The sequence below is a fragment of the Mesorhizobium sp. BHscii genome, assembly GCF_053848065.1.
The window spans coordinates 30857-52022 of record NZ_JBSPKW010000022.1 but is presented as its reverse complement, the minus strand read 5'-3'; the positions used below and the strand labels follow the sequence as shown (position 1 = coordinate 52022).

The window sequence follows — 21166 nt, the reverse complement described above, 5'->3', positions numbered from 1 at the left end:
CCCGTTGGAATTGGTGATGCTTCGCCACAATCCTGCCATCTTTTATCCGCGCTCATGCCCCAATGTCCGACGAATTTACGGGTGTTGCCTGAGACGGTTCGGTCCGGCACTGGCTCGTAAACCCCAAGCCCCCCGCCCACGGGTCTGCGTCGGATCGAACCAACCTCGGTTTTTCCCTGAGAAAAATCGGGTGCGACGATCCCAAAACCTAATAGACCGGCGTCAGAAGCAAGCTGACGCCGGTTTTTTATGCCTGGATAGAAGTAGACGGCTAGAGCGCTTGCGTTTTGGTCGAACCAAAACCGCGCTCTCTTTATTATTTGACGCATTTTGTCGGACGCAAACGAAGACGTTTGGCTGCAAAATGCTAAGGGCGAGAATGCGCGGGCTTGTGGATTAAGGCGGCGCCCAGAATGGGACCCGGCAGGCCGTCCTTGCCCACCGATTGCAGCAGCACGGCGCAGCCCCCTTTCTTGGAAATCACGCTCATCGGCAGTTCGTAGCGCTGCGCCTTGCCGTGCCACATACCGGCGGTCTGGATGCCGGAGACGGCGTTCCAATAAGTCATGCTGCGGCCGGTGTTTTCGCCTTTGCCGATCTTGATCGTCTGCGGCGGGTCGAAATAAACGATGACGACATGGGCATCGCTGGGGCCGGTCCCGGCGTCGCCGGCGTCGATTGTGACGCGGTCATTGGTCCGGCTGACCTTGACGCTGACCCGCATGCCTTCGCCCGATCTTTCCATGCGGGCGAGCGCGCCGTCGACTTCCTTGCGGTTGGCGCCGCTGACATGGCTGCGGCCATTGATGACGGCCTGCGGCGTATAGACCGAGCGGCTGCCGAAGGCGCGCATATACTCATATTGCCGCTCGGTGTTCTCCTTGCGGCTCAGCGTGTCCTTCCAACCGAGATAATCCCAGTAGTCGACATGATAGGCGAGCGCGACGATGTTCTCCTTGGCGGCAAGCTCGGCGAAGAATTCATCGGCGGGCAGGCAGGAATTGCAGCCCTGGCTGGTGAAGAGCTCGACCACGCCCAAGGGTTGGTCAGTCGAGGTTTTGTCAGCCTGGGGTTTGTCGGCCTCGCCGGCGATCGCATTGCCGGCAAGTCCAGCGCCGGCAAACACCGAGAGGGCCAGCGCCAATGCCGCAAGCCGCAATGGTCTTCGAGGTGTCATAGCCGTTTCGACTCCCGCCGGTGATGGCCGGCTTTATTCTGATTGGCGAAATATGTGGCAGAAGCGGCAGTCAACGGGAAGTCACGTTGCGGTGAAATTTACCGTTGTAACCAACTGCAAGGGCGCAATAGGACGGGCTACACTTCTGGGTCGATATAGATTCGGGCAACAATCAGCATGTGGCAAACTCTCCTGACGCCGGTCGACCTGTACTGCGAGCGGGTCGGGCCGGCGGTCTGGGCCGAGCCGGTCAACGCACTGACCAATCTGGCTTTTCTTGTCGCCGGGCTGTGGGGTGTCCGAGAGGTGCGCCGGCGTGGCACCGGAATCTTCGCCGAAATGCTGGCCTGGTGGGTGGTGGCGATCGGCGTCGGCTCGGCGCTGTTCCACACCTTTGCCAACCATGGCACGGTCTGGGCCGACGTGCTGCCGATCGCCGGGTTCACGCTGGCCTACACGCTGTTCAACCTGCGCCGTTTCCTCGGCATGAAATGGGGCAAGGCGATCGCCATCTTCGTCGCCTTCTATGCCGTCACCGGGTTATTGACCTGGGCCGTGCCGGACTGGCTGCGCCAGGCATCGAACGGCACGACCGGTTATCTGCCGCCCTTCCTGGCGCTTGCCTTCTTCGGCGTCTTAGTGGCGGCGGGCGGCAACCGCGCCGGCTGGTACAATCTGGCAGGCTCGGCGATCTTCGTCGTGTCGGTCATCTTCAGGATGATCGATCCGCTGGTCTGCAGCAGCTTCCCGCTCGGGACGCATTTCCTGTGGCACATCCTCAACGGGCTGATGCTCGGTGTGCTGCTGGCGGCGGCGGCGCGCTTCGGGGCGCCAAAGGTAGAGGGGAATAGGGGAATAGGGGAATAGGGGAATAGGGGAATAGGTGTCTTCCCTACTCCCTTACTCCCCTAATTTCCTATGCCGCCAGATCGCGCAGCACATATTGCAGGATGCCGCCGTTCTTGAAGTAGTCGAGCTCGTCCAGTGTATCGATACGGCAGATGATCGGAATGTTCTTCACCCTGCCGTCGCCATAGATGATCTTCGCGACCATCTTCTGGCGCGGCTTGATGGCGCTCAGTCCGTCGATCTCGACCAGTTCGTCGCCCTTGAGGTTGAGCGACGCCCATGAGGTGCCCTCCTCGAAGACGAAGGGGATGACGCCCATGCCGACCAGGTTCGAGCGGTGGATGCGCTCGAACGACTGAGCGATGACGGCGCGAACGCCCAGGAGGTTGGTGCCCTTGGCCGCCCAGTCGCGCGACGAGCCGTTGCCGTATTCGACACCGGCGAAGATGACCAGCGGCACGCCTTCCTTCTTGTACTCCATTGCGGCGTCGTAGATCGATTTCTCTTCCTTCGACGGATAGTGGATGGTGTAGCCGCCCTCTCGGCCGTTCTCGCCCAGCATGTGGTTGCGGATGCGGATGTTGGCGAAGGTGCCGCGCATCATCACCTCGTGATTGCCGCGCCGTGTGCCGTACTGGTTAAAGTCGGCAACGCCGACGCCATGGTCGGTTAAGTATTTGCCGGCCGGCGAGGCCGCCTTGATCGAGCCGGCCGGCGAGATATGGTCGGTGGTGATCTTGTCGCCGAACAGGCCGAGCACCCGGGCGCCCTTGATGTCGCCGATTGTCCCGAAGCCTGATGTCATCCCGGCAAAATAAGGCGGGTTCTGCACATAGGTCGAATGGTCGTCCCAGGCGTAGGTCTGGCCTTCCGGCGCCTTGACGTTCTGCCAGTATTCGTCGCCCTTGAAGACGTCGGCATATTTGCGGGCGAACAGTTCGCGCGTCACGTTCTTCTCGATGAACTCCTGGATCTCGACCGAGCTCGGCCAGATGTCCCGGAGGTAGACTGGGTTGCCGTCACGGTCCTCGCCGAGCGGTTCGGTGGTCAGATCCTTGGTCACGGTCCCGGCCAGCGCGTGGGCGACGACCAGCGGCGGCGAAGCGAGGTAGTTCGCCTGCACGTCAGGCGAGACGCGGCCTTCGAAATTGCGGTTGCCGGAAAGCACCGCGGCAGCAATCAAACCTTTATCGTTGATGGTCTTGGAGATCGGCGCCGGCAACGGGCCGGAATTGCCGATGCAGGTGGTGCAGCCGAAGCCGACCAGGTTGAAGCCGATCTGGTCGAGTTCCTTCTGCAGGCCGGATTTCTCCAGATATTCGGCGACGACCTGGCTGCCCGGCGCCAGCGATGTCTTGACCCACGGCTTCTGCTTGAGCCCGAGCCGGTTTGCGTTGCGCGCCAAAAGCCCGGCGCCGATCAGCACGCTCGGGTTCGAGGTGTTGGTGCAGGAGGTGATGGCGGCGATCACGACATCGCCATGGCCGAGATCATAGTTGGTGCCTTCGACGGCATAGCGCTTGTCGATTTCGGCGGCTTTCTTGTATTCGGTCTCCATCGCCTTGGCAAAGCCGTCCGGAATGCCTTCAAGTGCCACGCGGCCTTCCGGACGCTTGGGGCCGGCCATCGACGGCACGACACTGCCGAGATCGAGCTCGAGCAGGTCGGTGAAGACCGGGTCGGCCGAGCCGGTATCGCGCCACATGCCTTGCGCCTTGGCGTATGCCTCGACCAGCGCGATGCGGTTTTCCTCGCGGCCGGACATGGTGAGGTAGCGGATGGTTTCGCCATCAACCGGGAAGAAGCCGCAGGTGGCGCCATATTCGGGCGCCATGTTGCCGATAGTAGCGCGGTCGGCCAGCGTCATGTTGGACAGACCCGGACCGAAGAACTCGACGAATTTGCCGACGACGCCCTTCTTGCGCAGCATCTGGGTGACGGTGAGCACGAGGTCGGTGGCGGTGACGCCTTCCCTCAGTCTGCCGGTGAGGCGGAAGCCGATAACTTCGGGCAACAGCATGGAGACGGGCTGGCCGAGCATGGCCGCCTCTGCCTCGATGCCGCCGACGCCCCAGCCGAGCACGCCAAGGCCGTTGATCATGGTGGTGTGCGAATCGGTGCCGACGCAGGTGTCGGGATAGGCGGTGGTTTCGCCGCCTTCAGTGTTGGTCCACACGACCTGGCCGAGATATTCGAGATTGACCTGATGGCAGATGCCGGTGCCGGGCGGCACGACGCGGAAATTGCGGAAGGCCTGCTGGCCCCATTTCAGGAATTTGTAGCGTTCTTCGTTGCGCTCGTACTCGAGCTCGACATTGCGGGCGAAAGCCAGCGGCGTGCCGAACTCGTCGACGATGACCGAGTGGTCGATGACCAGGTCGACCGGCACCAGCGGATTGATCTTTTGCGGGTCGCCGCCAAGCGAGGCCATGGCATCGCGCATAGCGGCCAGGTCGACCACGGCCGGAACGCCGGTGAAATCCTGCATCAGCACACGGGCCGGCCGATAGGCAATCTCGACGCCGGCGGTTCCCCTGTCGGTCAGCCAGCCGGCGACCGCCTGGATGCTCTCCTTGGTGACGGAACGGCCGTCCTCGTTACGCAGCAGGTTCTCCAGCAGCACCTTCATCGAATAGGGCAACTGGGCGATGCCGGTAAGGCCGTTCTTCTCGGCCTCGACAAGGTCGTAATAAACATAGTCGGTTCCGCCTGCGGTCAGCGTGCGGCGGCAATTGAAACTATCGAGGGATTTTGACACGTGCGATCCGTCCTTGTCTGTTCAGCCTGAAAGGGAACGGACGCCGATGGCATGCAATCACGCGCAAAGGTGCGGGTACGGCCATTTCCGCTGTCCGTTCCCAGCCAACCCGAGCCGTTCAAGGCGGCGCGTGCGCTGGTTCGGCGCTAATTCGCTTCCCGTGCCGACCGCTGGCACGGATGACCCGGATATAGAGAATTTCCTGGAATAGTTCTAGACAGTCGAAAGGCTATTTTGTGCGATGCGGCAGCTGCCGTGACGCGGTGTTCTCGGGACGGGCAAGGAATGCGGCTGATCGCCGAAAATCTGGGCGGCGAACGCGGCGGCGAGGCGGTTTTTTCCGGCATTAACTTTGCCCTTGAGAAAGGCCAGGCGCTGATCGTCACCGGGCCGAACGGCGCGGGGAAATCGACACTGCTCAGGGTGGTCGCCGGGCTGCTGCCGGTGGCGGCAGGCCGTTTGCTTATCGAAGGTGGCGGCGAGGATTTCCCCTCGGTCGCCTGGGCCTGCCACTATCTCGGTCACCAGAACGCGATGAAAACGGCGCTGAGCGTGACTGAAAATCTGCGCTTCTGGCGCGGTTTTTCGGGCGCGGATTTTTTGAGCGCTGAAGCGGCGCTGGAAATGGTCGGGCTTGATGGTATCGGCCATCTGCCGTTCGGCTATCTCTCCACCGGGCAACGCCGCCGCGCGGCGATCGCAAAATTGCTGGTCAGCCGGCGACCGCTGTGGCTGCTCGATGAACCGACGGCCGGGCTGGACAAGGCTTCGGAAGAGCGATTCGCCCGATTGATGACGCAGCATCGCGGAGAAGGCGGGATCATCATTGCGGCAACGCATCTGCCACTGGGGCTCGAGGGGGCACAAGCGCTGGTGATGGGGGAAACTGGGTAATGTCGGCATTCCTTCGCGCCCCCCTCTGTCCTGGGCAAGGGCGTCTCACACCATGCTAGCCCTCTTCCTGCGCGATATCCGCCTGAGTATCCGGGCCGGCGGCGGGGCGCTGACCGGCGTGATCTTCTTTCTCGCGGTGATCGCGACGATCCCCTTCGGTGTCGGACCGGATCTCAATCTGCTCGCCCGCATCGGCCCGGCGATCCTGTGGATCGGCGCCTTGCTCGCTTGCCTGCTCGGTCTCGACCGATTGTTCCAGGCCGACCGGGAAGACGGCTCGCTCGATCTGCTGGTGCTCGGCAACGACCGGCAGATGCTGGCGCTGACCGTGCTGACGAAATGCCTGGCGCATTGGGCGGGAAGCGTGCTGCCGCTGGTCATCGCGGCACCCTTGCTCGGCCTGTTCATGAATATGGAGCCGATCGGCATCGGCGCCACGGCGCTGACCCTTCTGGTCGGCACGCCGGCGATCACCTTCATCGGTGCTGCCGGTGCGGCGGTGGCGGTGGCGCTGCCGCGCGGCGGACTGCTGATCTCGGTGCTGGTGCTGCCGCTGACCATTCCCGTGCTGATCTTTGGCGTGTCGGCAAGCTATGGCGCGGTGGCGAATCCCGATCCGTTCCTGCAGCCTTTCCTCATCCTCGCCGCGCTGACCTTGTTTCTTGCCGTGCTGGGGCCGGTTGCGGCAGCGTTGGCGCTGCGTCATGGGGCGGACTGATGTGGCCGCTACGCATAGAAAATCCGATCTTTCTCCAGACCATCTACGGCAACTATCCGGACCTGTCTTCTGTCGAGATCACCAAGGCCGAAATCAGTCGCGACGGGCCTAGCCTGCACCTGCATTTTATATCGACCTGTCTCCCCTACCGGCCTCCCGTCAAATGGGGAGCATTCAACGCGGTGTATTTTGAACTCGCATTCGAAGGTGTCGAGTCGATCAGCGTTCGGAAATTCCAGAGTCATGACGGGAGCGCAGTCAGAATGTGGGACCACGCGGGCAAATTTCTGCTCACCTGCGAAGGAGCTGTCAGGCTGTCCATGACATGCCAGTTCATGCGTATCATCAAAATATCCGGTCTGCTGCAGTCGCAATAGATGAACTTCCGATTCCGAGAGACCGCAAATCCGCCGCAGACGCCGTTCATTGCGACGAACAGCCAGTGCAGCTATGAACTTCACTGCAAGAAGCCTTGGATCGAGAAATGAGCGTACACGCCCTTTATGTGACCGCTGCCTATGCCATCACGGCCGTGGTTCTGGCCGGGCTGATCGGCTGGATCCTGTTCGACCAGCGTGAGCGCAAGAGGGACCTCGCCGAGTTGGAAGCGTCCGGCGTGCGGCGGCGCTCCGACAAGGCGGGGAAATCATGAGCATGCAAACGGAAACCCCGGCGCGCGCGCGGCGCCTGATCGTGCTTTTGCCGCTGCTGATTTTCCTCGGGCTGGCGGGACTGTTCCTGACGCAGCTGCTGTCCGGCCGCGACACTTCGGAAGTGCCATCGGCGCTGATCGGCCTGCCCGCGCCGCCGACCAACCTGCCGGCGCTGGAGGGCATGAATTTGCCCGGGCTCGACTCCAAGCAGTTCGCCGGCAAGGTTACGCTGGTCAACGTCTTCGCGTCGTGGTGCGGGCCGTGCCGCGACGAGCATCCGGTGCTGCTGGCGCTGTCGCAGGACAAGCGCTTCGTCATCGCCGCGCTCAACTACAAAGACCAGCCGGAAAACGCCCGCCGGTTCCTCGGCAATCTCGGCAACCCTTTCCAGGCGATCGGCGTCGACGCGGCGGGGCGCGCGGCAATCGACTGGGGCGTCTACGGCGTGCCGGAAACCTTCGTCGTCGGCAAGGACGGCAAGATCGCCTACAAGCATGTCGGCCCGCTGACGCCAGGCTCGGCACAGACGCTGCTTTTGCCCGAGATCGAGAAGGCGCTGGCCGCTCCGGGCTGAGACACCGAAAACGCGATGGACGAACGAGACATCCGCGACCATTTTCTGGCTCAGGCGAATGCCTGCGATGGACTTGGCTCGCCTTTCACCGCGAATTTATGCCGTGCGCTGGCCAAGGTTCTCGACGCAAACACCAGGACCGGGCGGGCGGTGCTCGGCTGGCCGGGCGACGCGCGCGCCGACGGCCTCGCATTGCGCGTGTGCGGCGCGCTGCATGCGTTGGTCCTGACGGGTGGCAGTGAGCGGCTGGCAGTGATCTATCCGCCCAACCAGACAGGCGTATCCGAGATCGCGGCGGTGCTGCCGGAGGCAATTGCGCGATCCGACGAGCAGATCGTCGCCGGCCTCGCCGGCGCGCCGCAGACCAATGAAATCGCCCGGTCGGCGATGCTGCTGCCTGGATTTCTGACGATCGCGCGGGAAACCGGCCTGCCGCTGGACTTGTGCGAGATCGGTGCCAGCGCCGGGCTCAATCTCCTGTTCGACAGCTTTCACTACCGCTACGGCGATGCCGAGTGGGGAGACCCGGCCTCCCCCGTCCGGTTGGCACCGGAGGTGCGCGGGCGCGCTGTTCCGCTTGGTGGAGCGATCAACGTCCGCCATCGGGCTGGCTGCGACATCGCGCCGGTCGACGTCGCCGACGCAGCGGCGCGGTTACGGCTCCGGTCTTACGTCTGGGCCGATCAGGCATCGCGGCTGGCCCGGCTCGACGCCGCGCTGTCACTTGCCGAAAAGTTTCAACCGCTGCTTGTCAAAGCGGACGCGGCGGATTTTGTCGAGAAGGCACTGGCCGCACGGCAGCAGCAGGGCGGCGCCTTCGTGCTCTATCATTCGATCATGTGGCAATACCTGCCGCGGGCAACCAAGGATGCCATCACCGCCACGCTGGAGCAGGCGGGCAGAGAGGCCACGGCCGTTGCGCCTATCGTAAGACCGAGGATGGAGCCGCGCGATCCCACAAAGCAGTGGGCGGTACTCAGCCTCACTCTATGGCCCGGCGGCGAGACACGCCGCCTAGCCAATTGCGATTACCACGGCCGCTGGATCGAATGGATTGGCTAAGCCCATCAAACCGTTCTGGTTGCGCATGATCTCGTCCGAAAGTCTGCAACTTTTTGCTGCGCTGACCTTCGGTTCGGGATCATGCGTTCGCCTCAGCCGTAGATCTGCTTGTGGACCTGGTAGAGCATTTCGCTGCGGTCGGCGCGCATGTCGGCCAGATCGCGGCTGGAAAAGGAGTCTATTTCGGCGATGAGGCGGTTGTATTGCCGGCGCTTGGCGATGCTGGTGCGAGCGCGGCTCATGAGGTTGTCGAGAATCATAGCGAGGTTCCTTTTATGCCGCATTGTTGCGGCAGGTTGTTCCTCCCTGATCGATATGGAGCATGACATAGTTATAGTGCCTTGCAAAAAGAAGATGTTGCAATGCACCATTGCGCTGGACGCATAGCCGGTTAACGGCCATGAGCGCCGTCGTTAGGCCCGTGATTGAGCAAGGGCGGCCGTGCCGCGTTTTGCCCCAAGGTCTCAAGATCCGATATCAACGATCTTGCCATATCGATCTCCGGCTGGCTTGATCGCCCCGGCACTAGCGATTTGCATGACCGGGAGGAAACCATGGCCGCCGAAGACTACGAGATTCTCGATCCGCGTTTTGCGCGACTGTTCAACAGCAACGCGCAGGTGGACAGGCTGTTCACCGGATGCCGGTGGGCGGAAGGGCCGGCCTGGTTTGCGGCCGGCCGTTATCTGGTGTGGTCCGATATCCCCAACAACCGCATGCTGCGCTACGACGAGACCGATGGCAGCGTCAGCGTGTTCCGGCAGCCGTCCGGCAATTCCAACGGCAACACCGTCGACCGGCAGGGCCGGCTGGTCACGTGCGAGCATTCGGGCCGCCGCGTCAGCCGCACCGAGCATGACGGCTCGATCACCACCATCGCCGACAAATGGCGCGGCAAGCGGCTGAACTCGCCCAACGACGCGGTGGTCAAGTCCGATGGTTCGATCTGGTTCACCGACCCGACCTACGGCATCGATACGGATTATGAGGGCGACAAGGCCGAGAGCGAGATCGGCGCCTGTCATGTCTACCGGGCCGACCCCGGCACCGGTGAGATCGAAGCGGTGATCACCGATATGGTCAGGCCCAACGGGCTTGCCTTCTCGCTCGACGAGAGCAAGCTCTATGTCGTCGACACCGGTCGCACGCATGGCGCCCAGAATCCGGCGCATATGCGGGTGTTCAATGTCGACGAGGGCGGCAGGAAGGTATCCGGCGGAAATGTCTTCGCCGACTGCACGGCCGGCCTGTTCGATGGCTTCAGGCTCGACGATCAAGGGCGGATCTGGACGAGCGCCGCCGACGGCATCCATTGCTACGATCCGGACGGAACGCTGATCGGCAGGATCAAGGTGCCGGAAGTCGTCGCCAATTGCGTGTTCGGCGGCAACAAGCTGAACTGCCTCTACATCGCCGGCACGACCTCGCTCTACATGGTCCGGCTGATGGTCAACGGCGCAAAGACCTACTGAGCGGCCGCCAAGCAATATGCAAGCGAGCACATTGCTATGTCTTCTCGGGCGGATCGCGCCCGAGCAGATTTACCACATGGTGTGTTTGTATTCTTCGTCCAGCCAGCGATCGGTCGCCTCGGCCGAATCGGCGAGCGCCAGCTGGTCGCGCAGGATCTGGCCGAGCGTCGGCAACGTCGCGCGGTCGTACCAGGTTTCCGGCTTCCACAAATCGGAGCGCATGAAAGCCTTGGCGCAATGCATGTAGGCGGCCTTGACCGTCACCAGGACGACGCTTTGCGGTTCCTTGCCGTCGACGGCGAGCCGCTCGCGCAAAGCCGCATCGACAGTGATGCGGGCATCGCCGTTGACGCGCAGAGTCTCATTCATGCCTGGAATGAGAAAGAGCAGCCCGACCGAGGGGTTGAGAAGAATGTTCTCCAGCGTGTCGAGCCGGTTGTTGCCGGGCCGGTCGGGGATGGCAATGGTCTTCTCGTCAAGCACGGCAGCGAAGCCCGGTCTGTCGCCCTTCGGCGTCACATCGGCATTGCCGGCGCCGTCGGAGGAGCCGATCAGCACGAACGGGCTTTTGCCGATGAAGGAACGGCTGTGGCCATCCAGCGCCTTCAATTCCTTGCGGATCGAGCCGTCGGTCGGCCGAGGCGTCTTGTAGATCGTTCTCAGCACCTCGCGCGTGGTGACGAATTCCATGCCCTCTCCTTAACCGTTACTTGCCGGCCTTCTCTTCGTTTCCGGTCTTACCTTCAAGCGAATGGCGCATGATCAGCGGCATCTGGCTGAAGGTGAAAAGAAGCGTGATCGGCATGATCCCCCAGACCTTGAAGGTAACCCAGGCGTCGGTGGAAAAATTCCGCCAGACCACTTCGTTGACAAGGGCCAGAAACAGGAAAAACAGGCCCCAGCGGAAGGTGAGTTTCTTCCAGCCCTCGGCATCGAGGCTGAAAGCCGAATCGAAGACGTAGCCGAGCAGCGACTTGCCGAAGAACAGCCCGCCGAGCAGCACGCCGCCGAACAGCATGTTGACGATGGTCGGCTTCATCTTGATGAAGATGTCGTCCTGCAGATAGAGCGTCAGCGCGCCGAAGACGAAGACAACGACGCCCGATACCATCGGCATGATCGGCAAGGTGCGGGTGAGCAGCCAGGAAGCGATCAGCGCGATCGCGGTCGCGGCCATGAACAGGCCGGTGGCGACGAAGATCGGCCCACCGAATTCGGCCAGCGCCGGAAATTTCTGCGTCAGCCATGCGCCGCGCGCGTTGGCGAAGAAGAACACCATCAACGGGCCGAGCTCCAGCACCATCTTGAGCAGCGGATTGACGCCTTCCTTCTTCTGTTTCTGCGGGTCGGACGGGTCGCGTTCGAGGATGCGCGGGTTCATAGGCTTTCCTTCTTGCGCATGATCCTGTCCAAAAAGTCTGCGACTTTTTGGGATCATGCTTGTTACGCCACTCCAGCGATCGCCCTGGCGAACTCGCTTGCGGAGAATGGTTCGAGGTCGTCGACCTGTTCGCCGACGCCGATGAAATAGACCGGCAATTTGTGCTTTGCCGCGATCGCCACCAGAATACCGCCGCGTGCCGTGCCGTCCAGCTTGGTCATCACCAGGCCGTTGACACCGGCGACATTGCGGAAGATCTCGACCTGGTTGAGCGCGTTCTGGCCGGTGGTGGCGTCGACCGTCTGCAGCACGGTGTGCGGCGCCTCCGGATCGAGCTTGCCCAGCACCCGGACGATCTTTTCAAGTTCCGCCATCAGCTCGGTCTTGTTCTGCAGCCGCCCGGCGGTGTCGATGATCAGCACGTCGGAGCCGGCTTGCTTGGCCTGTTCGAAGGCGTCGTAGGCAAGACCTGCCGCATCGGCGCCAAGCTTCGAGGCGATGACCGGCGACTTGGTGCGCTCGCCCCAGATCTTCAACTGCTCGATCGCCGCAGCGCGGAACGTGTCGCCGGCTGCGAGCATCACCGACAGGCCGCCATCGGTGAGCTTTGCCGCCAGCTTGCCGATGGTCGTGGTCTTGCCGGTGCCGTTGACGCCGACGACAAGGATGACATGCGGCTTGTGGCTGAGGTCGAGCTCCAGCGGCAAGGCGACATGGGTCAGCACCTTCTCCACTTCGGTCGCCATGATGGCGCGGACTTCCGCCTCGGAGACGTCCTTGCCGTAGCGGCTGGCGGCCAGTGAATCGGTGATGCGCAGGGCCGTTTCCATGCCGAGATCGGCGCGGATCAGCACGTCCTCCAGATCCTGGAGCGTGTCCTCATCGAGCTTGCGCTTGGTGAAGACGCCGGCGATGTTGCCGGACAGTTCCCGGGAAGAGCGGGCAAGCCCCTCCTTCATGCGCTGGAACCAAGAGCGTTTCGGTGCCGGTTCCGGCGCCTTCTGCGGCCCGGCTTTCTGCTCGACCTTCTTGGTTACGGTGACCTTGCCGGGGGCGGGCTTTGGCTCCGGCGGCGGCTGCGGAACGGCCTCGCGCTTTACCTCCCCCTCGATGGGGGAGGTCCCGAGCGAAGCTCGGGGGTGGGGGTGACTGGCGCCGGCGCTGTCACTCCACCCCGCCGCTTCGCGGCGACCCTCCCCATCGAGGGGAGGGTGGGGCGCTGGCACGGCTTCAGGCTCGGGCGCGATCTCGGCACGGACCGGCTTCGCCTCGACCGGCGCCGGCTGGCGAATGGGGGGCGGGATTTCGGCTTGCGGCGCTTCAGGCTCGGGCGCAGTTGAGGTGGGCTCGGCCGGCGGTGCGGCATCTTGCGCAGGTCCGCGCTGCCCCTCACCCTTACTCTCTCCCCGTAAAGGACGGGGAGAGGGGGGCGTCAGCGTAGGAGCTTCTTCTTTGCCGCTTTCAAAAGGAGGCTCGTCGTGACGATCAGCATCCTTCTCCCCGTCCCTATACCGGGAGAAGGTGCCGGCAGGCGGATGAGTGGCAGCGCCACGTTCGGATGACGGACGCTCAGACTGGACGATCTCCTGCGTCGGCTCTGGCTCAGGAATTTCCTCCGGCTCTGGCTCCCGAGCTGGCTGGCGAATGACGGGAGCGACCGGAATCTCCTTTGGCGCCGCCTGTTCGGCGGGCGCCTCCGGCTCCTCGACCGGCGCAGGTTCCGGCTGGATGTCCGGCTCGGGCCGAATGGTCGGCGCAGGTTCGGGCTCGGCCTCTTCGACAGGCGCCGGCTGCGGCGCGGGCGGTGCTTCCGGCTCGACTGGCGGCGGAGGCACAGCTTCTGCTTCGGGCCGAGGCTCTTCGCGTATCAAAAATTCCGGAACAGTCTGTTCGGCGGCTGGCTTCAGCGCCTCCAGCGCGTCCCATTTGATCGGCGGCAGGGGTGCTGACTCGTCGATCCGCTCCTCGACCACTTCCTTCTTGCCGAACGAAAATATCTTCTTGAGAAAACCAGCCATGTTCCTGCGTCTCAGGCGGCGCGGGCGGCAAGCGGCGCCGCGATCAGGCGCGCGCCATCATGGCCGGCGATATCAGCCTCAACGATTTCGCCCGGCGCGCCCCCGGAGATCGTGGCAAGCGTAAAGCCTTCGGTGCGGCCGAGCCTGTCACGCTCGACCAGGATCGACTGGCGTGTTCCGGCGAGTGCAGCGAGGTGGCGGCGATAAGCGGCGTCACCGGCGGCGCGCAGCCGTGCCGCACGCTGCTTGACCAGTTCGCGGCGAAGCTGCGGCATGCGCGCGGCGGGGGTGCCTTCGCGCGGCGAGAACGGGAAGACGTGGAGATGCGTCAGCCCGCATTCCTCGACGATCTCCAGCGATTTTTCGAACATAGCGTCCGTCTCGGTCGGGAAGCCGGCAATGATGTCGGCACCGAAGACGATGCCGGGACGCAATTTGCGCAAATCCTCGCAAAAACGTATCGATTGATCCCGGTTGTGCCGGCGCTTCATCCGCTTCAGGATCATGTCGTCACCCGCCTGCAGCGACAGATGCAGATGCGGCATCAGCCGGGGCTCGGTGGCGATGGCGTCGAGCAAGTCGTCGTCGGCCTCGATCGAATCAATCGACGAGAGGCGCAGGCGTTTCACGCCAGGCACCTGCTTCAGGATCGTCTTGACCAATTTGCCGAGTTTCGGGCTGCCAGGCAGGTCGGCGCCGAAACTGGTCATGTCGACGCCGGTCAGCACGATCTCGGCATAACCATTGCCGCTCAGCCGCTTGACCTGCTCGACCACGGCGCCCATCGGCACAGAGCGCGAATTGCCGCGGCCATAGGGGATGATGCAGAAGGTGCAGCGGTGGTCGCAGCCGTTCTGCACCTGGACGAAGGCCCGCGCCCGGCCCTCGATGGCGTCGACCATGTGGCCGGCCGTCTCGCGTACCGAAAAAATATCGTTGACGCGAGCCTTCTCGGTATCGTTGACGCCGAAATCCGGCAGCGCGCGATAGGAATGCGCCTTCAGCTTCTCTTCATTGCCGAGGACGAGATCGACCTCGTCCATGGCGACGAAATTCTGCGGCTCGGTCTGCGCCGCGCAGCCAGTGACGATGATGCGGGCGGCCGGGTTCTCGCGCCGGGCCTTGCGGATCGACTGTTTTGCCTGGCGCACCGCCTCGCCGGTGACGGCGCAAGTGTTGAAGATGATTGCGCCGCCTTCCAGCGCGCCAAGGCCGGCGCTCTCCGCCTCCCGCCGCATCACCTCGGATTCGTAGGTGTTCAGCCGGCAGCCGAAGGTGACGACGTCTACACCTTTGGGAAGTGTGGGGCCCCTGGAAAGAGCAGGACCCTTCTCGGCAAGAGGAGCCATCAGGCGGCGCTTTCGGTGTCGCGGGCCCACACGCCGGTCGACGGGTCGAAGCTGCCGGAAAACTCCCATTCGGCGGCGCCGGTGAGGATGACGTGGTCGTCGCCGCGCCATTCGACATGCAAGGAGCCGCCGCCGGGTGTCACCAGAGAGACGCTGCGTCCGGTCCGCCTGGTGCGCGCGGCAGCGACGACGGCGGCACAAGCCGCCGTACCGCAGGCCTTGGTCAGGCCGGCGCCGCGCTCCCAGGTGCGGATGACCATCGTCTCGGGTGAGGTCACCCGTGCGATGGTGATGTTGGCGCGTTCGGGGAAGATCGGGTGGTTTTCGAGCAGCGGGCCGAAGCGGTCGAGTTCGTAGGACCAGACGTCGCGGTCGACCCAGAAGATAGCGTGCGGATTGCCCATGGACACGACCGAGGGCGAGTGCAGCACAGGCGCGTCGATCGGGCCGATCTGCAGCTCGATCATCCGGGTATCGCGAAATTCCTCGGCGAGCGGAATATCCTGCCAGCCAAAACGCGGCTTGCCCATGTCGACCGAGATCAGCCCGTCGGCATGTTCTTCGGCGTTGAGGATGCCGGCGACGGTCTCGAAGGCGAACGTCTTCTGGCCGGTCTCGGCGGCAAGTGCCTGCACCACGCAGCGCATGCCGTTGCCGCAGGCCTGCGCGCCGGTTCCGTCGGAATTCAAGATGTCGATGAAAAAGGCGGTGCCCGGCGTTGTGGCGTCGTGGATCGCCATGATCTGATCGAATTTCGTCGCGGCATCGGCATTGAGCGCAAGCGCGGCAGCCGGCGTCACCCGATCGGCGCGACCGCGCATGTCGGCAACGATGATCTCGTTGCCGATGCCGTTCATCTTGGCGAAGGGGGCAGTGCTTGCCATGGATCGAAAGGTCTCATGCCGGTTTGGCGCCTATATGGCGGATACCGGCCGAAATTACCAGTGTGCGCACGCGTCAGAGCGACGTGGGTCCATTTGGACGCACAAAGTACGCTCTGACATTTTTGAACCAGCGCACGTGCTTTCTGCTGCGCATTTTTGCCCGACATGCATTAGGCCACCGCGAAGACGCCAAGCACGATCAGCAGGAAGATGATTAGCACGATGCCGATGAGAATACGGGCGCCGGTGGCGGCGGCTCCGGCCAATGCCGGCATGCCGAGCAGGCTGGCCGCGGCCGCGATAATCAGAAGAATGACAATCCATTTGATCATGGGGAGACCCCTTGCAGCCGACGGTTGTAGGTGCTCACCAACGCGTTTGCCACGCCCGGGTTCCGCAGGGGGTTCGATGGCCGCGAAGCCGGCCGCCTGCCTAGACCGCCGGCACGTCCCAGACTTCGCCGGGACGCAAGGCGCGAAAGCGTTCTAGCGGGATACCTTGATCGTCGAGGGCTTCGCTAAGCTTTCTGGCCGGCTCGTCGATCGGCTCGTTGGTCAGCCGGAACGTGCCCCAATGGCAGCCGGCAGCATGGGCGGCGTTGCACAAAAGCATGCCTTGCACCGCCTCCTCCGGGTTCTGGTGGTGTGGCGCCATGAACCAACGCGGCTCGTAGGCGCCGATCGGCAGGATGGCCAGGCGGAAGCCGCCGTGCCTTTCGGCCATCAGCCGGTAGTTGATGCCATCGTGGAAGCCGGTGTCGCCGGCGAAATAGACCTTTCCGCCCGGCGTCTCGACCACAAATCCCGCCCACAGCGCCATGCGCCGGTCGCGGGTGCCGCGCGCCGACCAGTGGTGCACCGGCTCGACATAGACGGCGACGTCCTTGGCGATCTCGACTCTCTCGCCCCAGTCATGCACGGAAAGCCGCATGCCGGGAACGCCATCGTCGATGATGGCGTCATTGCCGAGCGGCGTCAGCACCAGCGGGTCGTGCTTTGTCTTCAGCCGCTTCAGCGTGGCGAGGTCGAGATGGTCGTAGTGGTTGTGGCTGACCAAAACGAGGTCGATCGGCGGCAGGTTGGAAAAGGCGATGCCCGGCAGATTGACCCGTTTCGGCCCGGCAAAGGACAGCGGCGAGACGCGCCGCGACCAGACCGGGTCGGTGAGGATGTTCAGGCCGGCTGTCTGGATGAGCAGCGTGGAATGGCCGACCATGGTCAGCCTCAGCCCGGAGCCGTCGATCCGTTTGGCCGGTGTCGCTTGATGAAACGGACTCGGATTCGCCGCCGGCCATTTCGAGCGCTCGCCGCCCAGCTGCCACTTCAAAAGATCGGAAAAGCGGGCAGGCGGCTTGCCGTTGGGATTGAAGAACAAGGTGCCGTCGAAATGATCGCTGGGCGGGCCGCTATAGTAGCGATTGGCGGCTCTTTTTCTCGCAGCCAAGGTTTCGCCTCCGGCAGGGTTCCGTTTCATCAGAGATAGGACCGAAGCGGGCTGGCGCAAGCATTTGGCGGCCGGACGCCAGGTCACGCCTGTCCGTCCAGGCAAACCGCTGCGCAGCCTCGGGTCAGGCCCGAAGTGCAGGCTGGGCGGCATGCATTTTGTGGCAAAATTGCAACAGACGCTGCCGCAAATGGTATTTTAACCACATCGGGTTGAAATTTCGCCACCTTCTCCATCTTGGTGAAGGGGATATTGTGCGGAAGGCAGCCCCAGCCGGATCCGACGGAGGTTTGAAATGAATTTTTCGAAGACCGGTCTGCTGGCCGTATCGCTTGCCGCGCTCGTTGCGAGCGGCTGTTCAACGTCACGGTTCTCGTCGATGGACCAGGAGCAGCCGTCGCCGCTGCAAGCCGCGCCCTCCGGCAAAGTGACCGCAAACCAGTTGCCGCCGCCAGCGGCGCCCGGCACGGCCGACCCGTCGAAATTTCCGACGGCGCCGCAAGACCCCCAGGTCGCTTCGTTGCCGCCGGACGGGACGGCTCCGGCCGGAGCCGCGGATCTTACCGCAGGCAGCGTCGCCGGCGTGTGGAAGGCCAGTGTGTCCGGCCAGAGCTGCCAGGTGGCGACGCCGCAGACCAAGTTCGGCGCCGGCTACCGGGCCGGACCGCTGCATTGCCCGGCGCCGATCAACGGCATCAAATCGTGGAACGTCGCCGGCAAGCAGTTGACGCTGTACGACGAGAATGGCGGCACGCTGGCACGGCTCTATTCCTCAGGCGGTGAGAAATTCGACGGCCAGACTTCCAACGGCCTGCCGATCTCGCTTACAAGAGGCTGACCCGCCGCTTATTTGTTTTACCCAATTCCGAACGGAAAACCGCTACACTTTCCTGGAATTGCTGTCTTTTGTTTATACGCAATTCCGGACCGAAAACCGCTAAGCACTTTTGGTGGAATTGCTCTAGAACGACGTGACCGATGCATCTGCGTGACGGCCTTCAGACCCATGCGACCGTCCGGCAGCGCTACGACCATCTGGTCGATACCGGCCTGATCGACCGCGATCCGGCGCAGGAGCGGATCGTCGCGGCACTCGACCGGTTGATCGATGAGATCTCGGCAAAGCGGCTGGCGCACAAATCGAGCGCGCTGGGCTGGCTGTTCGCCCGCAAGCGTGAAACGCGCGAGGCCGTCAAGGGCCTCTACATCCATGGCGGCGTCGGCCGCGGCAAGACCATGCTGATGGACATGTTCTTCGAGCTGGTGCCGGTCAGGCGCAAGCGTCGTGTCCATTTCAACGACTTCATGGCCGATGTGCAGGATCGCATCCAGAAGCACCGGCAGGCGCGTAAAGAGGGCGCCGTCAGGGAAGACGACCCGATCGCGCCGGTGGCCCGCGCGCTGGCCGAGGAAGCCTGGGTGCTGTGCTTCGATGAGTTTTCCGTCACCGACATCGCCGATGCGATGATCCTGTCCCGGCTGTTCTCGGCGCTGTTTGCCAACGGCGTCGTGCTGGTCGCCACGTCCAATGTCGCGCCGCAGGATCTCTACCACGACGGCTTGAACCGCCAGCTTTTCCTGCCCTTCATCGGCATCCTGGAGCGGCATGCGCAGGTGCTGGCGCTGGATGCCGACAAGGACTATCGGCTGGACAAGCTCAGCCGCCTGCCGGTGTATGTCACCCCTGCCGATGCCGCCGCCGATGCTGTCCTCGACGAGGCCTGGGAAGTGATGACGCGTGGCCGGCGGACAGCCGAGGCGGCATTGACGGTAAAGGGCCGGCAGATCGTGGTACCGCGCGCTGCCGGTGAAGCAGCGCGGTTTTCCTTTGCCGATCTTTGCGAAAAACCGCTCGGTGCCCGCGATTTCCTGGCGATTGCCGCCCGCTTCTCGACCATCTTCATCGATCATGTGCCGGTGCTCGGCGAAGGCATGCGCAACGAGGCCAAGCGCTTCATCCTGCTGATCGACACGCTCTACGATCATCATGTGCGGCTGGTGGTGAGCGCCGCTGCACCGCCACCGCAGCTGTACACGGCCAGGCGCGGCAACGAGGTCTTCGAGTTCGAGCGCACCGCGTCACGGCTGATCGAGATGCAGAGCCATGAATGGCTGGAAGACTGGGCGGGGAGGCAAAGGGGGAAGGTGGTGCCTGTGGAGGCGAGGCAGGCGCAGGCCTAAACCTCGTTTCGTAGCGTCCCGTCACACCCCTCTCTGTCCTGCCGGACAGAGGGGGTGCTGTCCCGCCATCGCCAAAAGGTTCGGTCCCGCTGTGGTGCCCTACAACTCAAATACATACATCACGAACTCCTCCGCCGCCCCATGTGGCTCCTTCCGCGCCTCATACACCGCGCGGGCCGCAATATTGTCCGGCTCAGTGCCGACCCAGGCCTCCTCGCAGCCAAGCTCGCGGCCGAGCTCAAACATCGCGTCGAGCATCTTCGTCGCGATGCCCTGGCGTTGGAAGGCTGGCGATACGCCCACCTCGTCGACATAGAGTTCACTCACCTTGTCGGGATGCCGATGGATAACGGCGGCGCATTGACCGATGACCACGTCATCGGCCACGGCGACGATCATGAAATGGCCGGGTTCGCGGAGATATGCTGCCAGCCGATCCGGCCTGACCGGTTCATCGAACACATCCTCGGCGACCCGCATCACAAGGGCGTCATCGCCTTGGTTGAGCCTTACGATTTCCACTTCCATTATGTAAAGTCTCCGAAGTCGGCTTACAGACTTTGACGTTTACGTAAACCCCAATCGATCTAACCGATTGAAAAAACTCACTCCAAAATAATCGTTTGAATATTTTGTGCGCCGGGGCTATTGGGTGCGGCGAAATCTTTGCGGCTTCCCCGCAGCATTCCGGCCTCCTTCCTCGACGCCGTCATCAAATTCGTGAAGGATTTGGGCGCCGTCACAGTCTAAAGGGAAAACCTCCTGACATGGCACGCAACAAGATAGCGCTTATCGGCTCGGGCATGATCGGCGGCACGCTCGCCCACATGATCGGCCTCAAGGATCTCGGCGACGTTGTGCTGTTCGATATCGCCGAGGGCATCCCGCAAGGCAAGGGGCTGGATATCGCGCAGTCGTCGCCGGTCGATGGGTTCGATTCCAGGCTGACCGGCGTCAACGATTACGCCGGCATCGAGGGAGCCGACGTCTGCATCGTCACCGCCGGCGTGCCGCGCAAGCCCGGCATGAGCCGCGACGACCTTCTCGGCATCAACCTGAAGGTCATGGAGCAGGTTGGCGCGGGTCTCAAGAAATACGCGCCGAAAGCCTTTGTCATCTGCATCACCAACCCGCTCGACGCCATGGTCTGGGCGCTGCAGAAGTTTTCCGGACTGCCGAAGAGCCATGTCGTCGGCATGGCCGGGGTGCTGGACAGTTCGCGCTTCCGCTATTTCCTGGCCGAGGAATTCAAGGTCTCGGTCGAGGATGTCACCGCCTTCGTGCTCGGCGGCCATGGCGATTCCATGGTGCCGATGATCCGCTATTCGACGGTCGCCGGCATCCCGCTGCCCGACCTCGTCAAGATGGGCTGGACCTCGAAGGAAAAGCTCGACCAGATCGTGCAGCGCACCCGCGACGGCGGCGCCGAGATCGTCGGCCTGCTCAAGACCGGCTCGGCCTTCTACGCACCGGCCGCCTCGGCGATCGCCATGGCCGAAGCCTATCTCAAGGACAAGAAGCGCGTGCTGCCCTGTGCTGCGCATCTCTCCGGCCAGTATGGCGTCAAGAACACCTATGTCGGCGTGCCGGTGGTGATCGGTGCCGGCGGCGTAGAGCGCATCATCGAGATCGAGCTCAGCAAGCCCGAGCAGAAGATGTTCGACAGTTCGGTGGCGGCGGTGCAGGGCCTGTGCGAGGCCTGCGTCAAGATCGCTCCGCATCTCGCCGCCAAGTGACCCGCCGCCAAGTGACC

General features: G+C 63.2%; 22 protein-coding genes. 11 read left to right on the top strand and 11 right to left on the bottom strand.

Features of this window, described 5'->3' with window-relative positions:
- Positions 1 to 367 precede the first annotated feature (367 nt).
- Positions 368 to 1177, bottom strand: a complete 810-nt coding sequence (locus tag ACWTU7_RS25245; protein ID WP_455840759.1) for a DUF1223 domain-containing protein — start codon at positions 1175 to 1177, stop codon at positions 368 to 370.
- A gap of 177 nt (positions 1178 to 1354) precedes the next feature.
- Between ACWTU7_RS25245 and ACWTU7_RS25240 the strand changes: the two genes are divergently transcribed.
- Entirely contained in the window at positions 1355 to 2044 is a 690-nt protein-coding gene (locus tag ACWTU7_RS25240; protein WP_455840760.1) for a ceramidase domain-containing protein, read from the top strand.
- Between the two features lie 49 nt (positions 2045 to 2093).
- Here the strand turns inward: ACWTU7_RS25240 and acnA are convergent, their stop codons facing one another.
- Positions 2094 to 4784 (bottom strand): aconitate hydratase AcnA, encoded by a 2691-nt coding sequence (acnA, locus tag ACWTU7_RS25235; protein WP_455840761.1) that lies wholly within the window; start codon positions 4782 to 4784, stop codon positions 2094 to 2096.
- A 285-nt stretch (positions 4785 to 5069) separates the two neighbouring features.
- Here acnA and ccmA point away from each other — a divergent pair, with 285 nt between their 5' ends.
- The 6 genes from ccmA to ACWTU7_RS25205 all read left to right on the top strand — a co-directional run bounded on the left by ccmA (position 5070) and on the right by ACWTU7_RS25205 (position 8685).
- Positions 5070 to 5678 (top strand): heme ABC exporter ATP-binding protein CcmA, encoded by a 609-nt coding sequence (gene ccmA, locus ACWTU7_RS25230; RefSeq protein ID WP_455840762.1) that lies wholly within the window; start codon positions 5070 to 5072, stop codon positions 5676 to 5678.
- A gap of 52 nt (positions 5679 to 5730) precedes the next feature.
- Positions 5731 to 6396, top strand: coding sequence for a heme exporter protein CcmB (gene ccmB / locus ACWTU7_RS25225; protein WP_095520063.1), 666 nt, complete (start codon positions 5731 to 5733; stop codon positions 6394 to 6396).
- Positions 6396 to 6773, top strand: a complete 378-nt coding sequence (locus ACWTU7_RS25220; RefSeq protein ID WP_455840763.1) for an Imm50 family immunity protein — start codon at positions 6396 to 6398, stop codon at positions 6771 to 6773. Before ccmB ends, ACWTU7_RS25220 begins: the two co-directional genes overlap by 1 nt.
- 107 nt (positions 6774 to 6880) lie before the next feature.
- The gene (ccmD, locus tag ACWTU7_RS25215; protein ID WP_455840764.1) at positions 6881 to 7048 is read left to right on the top strand and encodes a heme exporter protein CcmD; all 168 of its coding nucleotides are present in this window, start codon (positions 6881 to 6883) and stop codon (positions 7046 to 7048) included.
- Positions 7045 to 7623, top strand: a complete 579-nt coding sequence (locus ACWTU7_RS25210) for a DsbE family thiol:disulfide interchange protein (RefSeq protein ID WP_127314789.1) — start codon at positions 7045 to 7047, stop codon at positions 7621 to 7623. Before ccmD ends, ACWTU7_RS25210 begins: the two co-directional genes overlap by 4 nt.
- A 15-nt stretch (positions 7624 to 7638) precedes the next feature.
- Positions 7639 to 8685 (top strand): DUF2332 domain-containing protein, encoded by a 1047-nt coding sequence (locus ACWTU7_RS25205; protein WP_455840765.1) that lies wholly within the window; start codon positions 7639 to 7641, stop codon positions 8683 to 8685.
- A gap of 92 nt (positions 8686 to 8777) precedes the next feature.
- Here ACWTU7_RS25205 and ACWTU7_RS25200 read toward each other — a convergent pair whose 3' ends face one another.
- Positions 8778 to 8945 (bottom strand): hypothetical protein, encoded by a 168-nt coding sequence (locus tag ACWTU7_RS25200; RefSeq protein ID WP_084646772.1) that lies wholly within the window; start codon positions 8943 to 8945, stop codon positions 8778 to 8780.
- 294 nt (positions 8946 to 9239) lie between these two features.
- Here ACWTU7_RS25200 and ACWTU7_RS25195 point away from each other — a divergent pair, with 294 nt between their 5' ends.
- A complete protein-coding gene (locus tag ACWTU7_RS25195; RefSeq protein ID WP_455840766.1) occupies positions 9240 to 10157 on the top strand; it encodes an SMP-30/gluconolactonase/LRE family protein in 918 nt (305 codons plus the stop codon).
- A gap of 69 nt (positions 10158 to 10226) precedes the next feature.
- Here the strand turns inward: ACWTU7_RS25195 and ACWTU7_RS25190 are convergent, their stop codons facing one another.
- The 7 genes from ACWTU7_RS25190 to ACWTU7_RS25160 form a co-directional block, all read right to left on the bottom strand.
- Positions 10227 to 10847, bottom strand: a complete 621-nt coding sequence (locus tag ACWTU7_RS25190; protein WP_065007272.1) for a pyridoxamine 5'-phosphate oxidase family protein — start codon at positions 10845 to 10847, stop codon at positions 10227 to 10229.
- A 16-nt stretch (positions 10848 to 10863) separates the two neighbouring features.
- On the bottom strand, positions 10864 to 11538 hold the full coding sequence (locus ACWTU7_RS25185; protein WP_095520069.1) for a septation protein A: 675 nt from the start codon (positions 11536 to 11538) through the stop codon (positions 10864 to 10866).
- A 62-nt stretch (positions 11539 to 11600) separates the two neighbouring features.
- The gene (ftsY, locus tag ACWTU7_RS25180; RefSeq protein WP_455840767.1) at positions 11601 to 13556 is read right to left on the bottom strand and encodes a signal recognition particle-docking protein FtsY; all 1956 of its coding nucleotides are present in this window, start codon (positions 13554 to 13556) and stop codon (positions 11601 to 11603) included.
- Between the two features lie 11 nt (positions 13557 to 13567).
- On the bottom strand, positions 13568 to 14905 hold the full coding sequence (mtaB, locus tag ACWTU7_RS25175; protein ID WP_455840768.1) for a tRNA (N(6)-L-threonylcarbamoyladenosine(37)-C(2))-methylthiotransferase MtaB: 1338 nt from the start codon (positions 14903 to 14905) through the stop codon (positions 13568 to 13570).
- Positions 14905 to 15789: a diaminopimelate epimerase gene (gene dapF / locus ACWTU7_RS25170; RefSeq protein ID WP_455840769.1), complete on the bottom strand. Its 885-nt coding sequence runs from the start codon at positions 15787 to 15789 to the stop codon at positions 14905 to 14907. The genes mtaB and dapF overlap by 1 nt, the downstream gene beginning before the upstream one ends.
- A 170-nt stretch (positions 15790 to 15959) precedes the next feature.
- Positions 15960 to 16121, bottom strand: coding sequence for a DUF1328 family protein (locus tag ACWTU7_RS25165; protein WP_029349395.1), 162 nt, complete (start codon positions 16119 to 16121; stop codon positions 15960 to 15962).
- Positions 16122 to 16221: 100 nt separating this feature from the next.
- A complete protein-coding gene (locus tag ACWTU7_RS25160; protein WP_455840770.1) occupies positions 16222 to 17262 on the bottom strand; it encodes an MBL fold metallo-hydrolase in 1041 nt (346 codons plus the stop codon).
- Positions 17263 to 17527: 265 nt separating this feature from the next.
- On the opposite strand from ACWTU7_RS25160, the gene ACWTU7_RS25155 reads away from it, so the two are divergent.
- Entirely contained in the window at positions 17528 to 18070 is a 543-nt protein-coding gene (locus ACWTU7_RS25155; protein ID WP_455840771.1) for an AprI/Inh family metalloprotease inhibitor, read from the top strand.
- 140 nt (positions 18071 to 18210) lie between these two features.
- The gene (zapE, locus tag ACWTU7_RS25150; protein WP_455840772.1) at positions 18211 to 19413 is read left to right on the top strand and encodes a cell division protein ZapE; all 1203 of its coding nucleotides are present in this window, start codon (positions 18211 to 18213) and stop codon (positions 19411 to 19413) included.
- Between the two features lie 99 nt (positions 19414 to 19512).
- Here the strand turns inward: zapE and ACWTU7_RS25145 are convergent, their stop codons facing one another.
- A complete protein-coding gene (locus ACWTU7_RS25145) occupies positions 19513 to 19941 on the bottom strand; it encodes an N-acetyltransferase family protein (protein WP_455840773.1) in 429 nt (142 codons plus the stop codon).
- A gap of 239 nt (positions 19942 to 20180) precedes the next feature.
- Here ACWTU7_RS25145 and mdh point away from each other — a divergent pair, with 239 nt between their 5' ends.
- Positions 20181 to 21149 (top strand): malate dehydrogenase, encoded by a 969-nt coding sequence (gene mdh, locus ACWTU7_RS25140; protein ID WP_135934144.1) that lies wholly within the window; start codon positions 20181 to 20183, stop codon positions 21147 to 21149.
- Positions 21150 to 21166 lie beyond the last annotated feature (17 nt).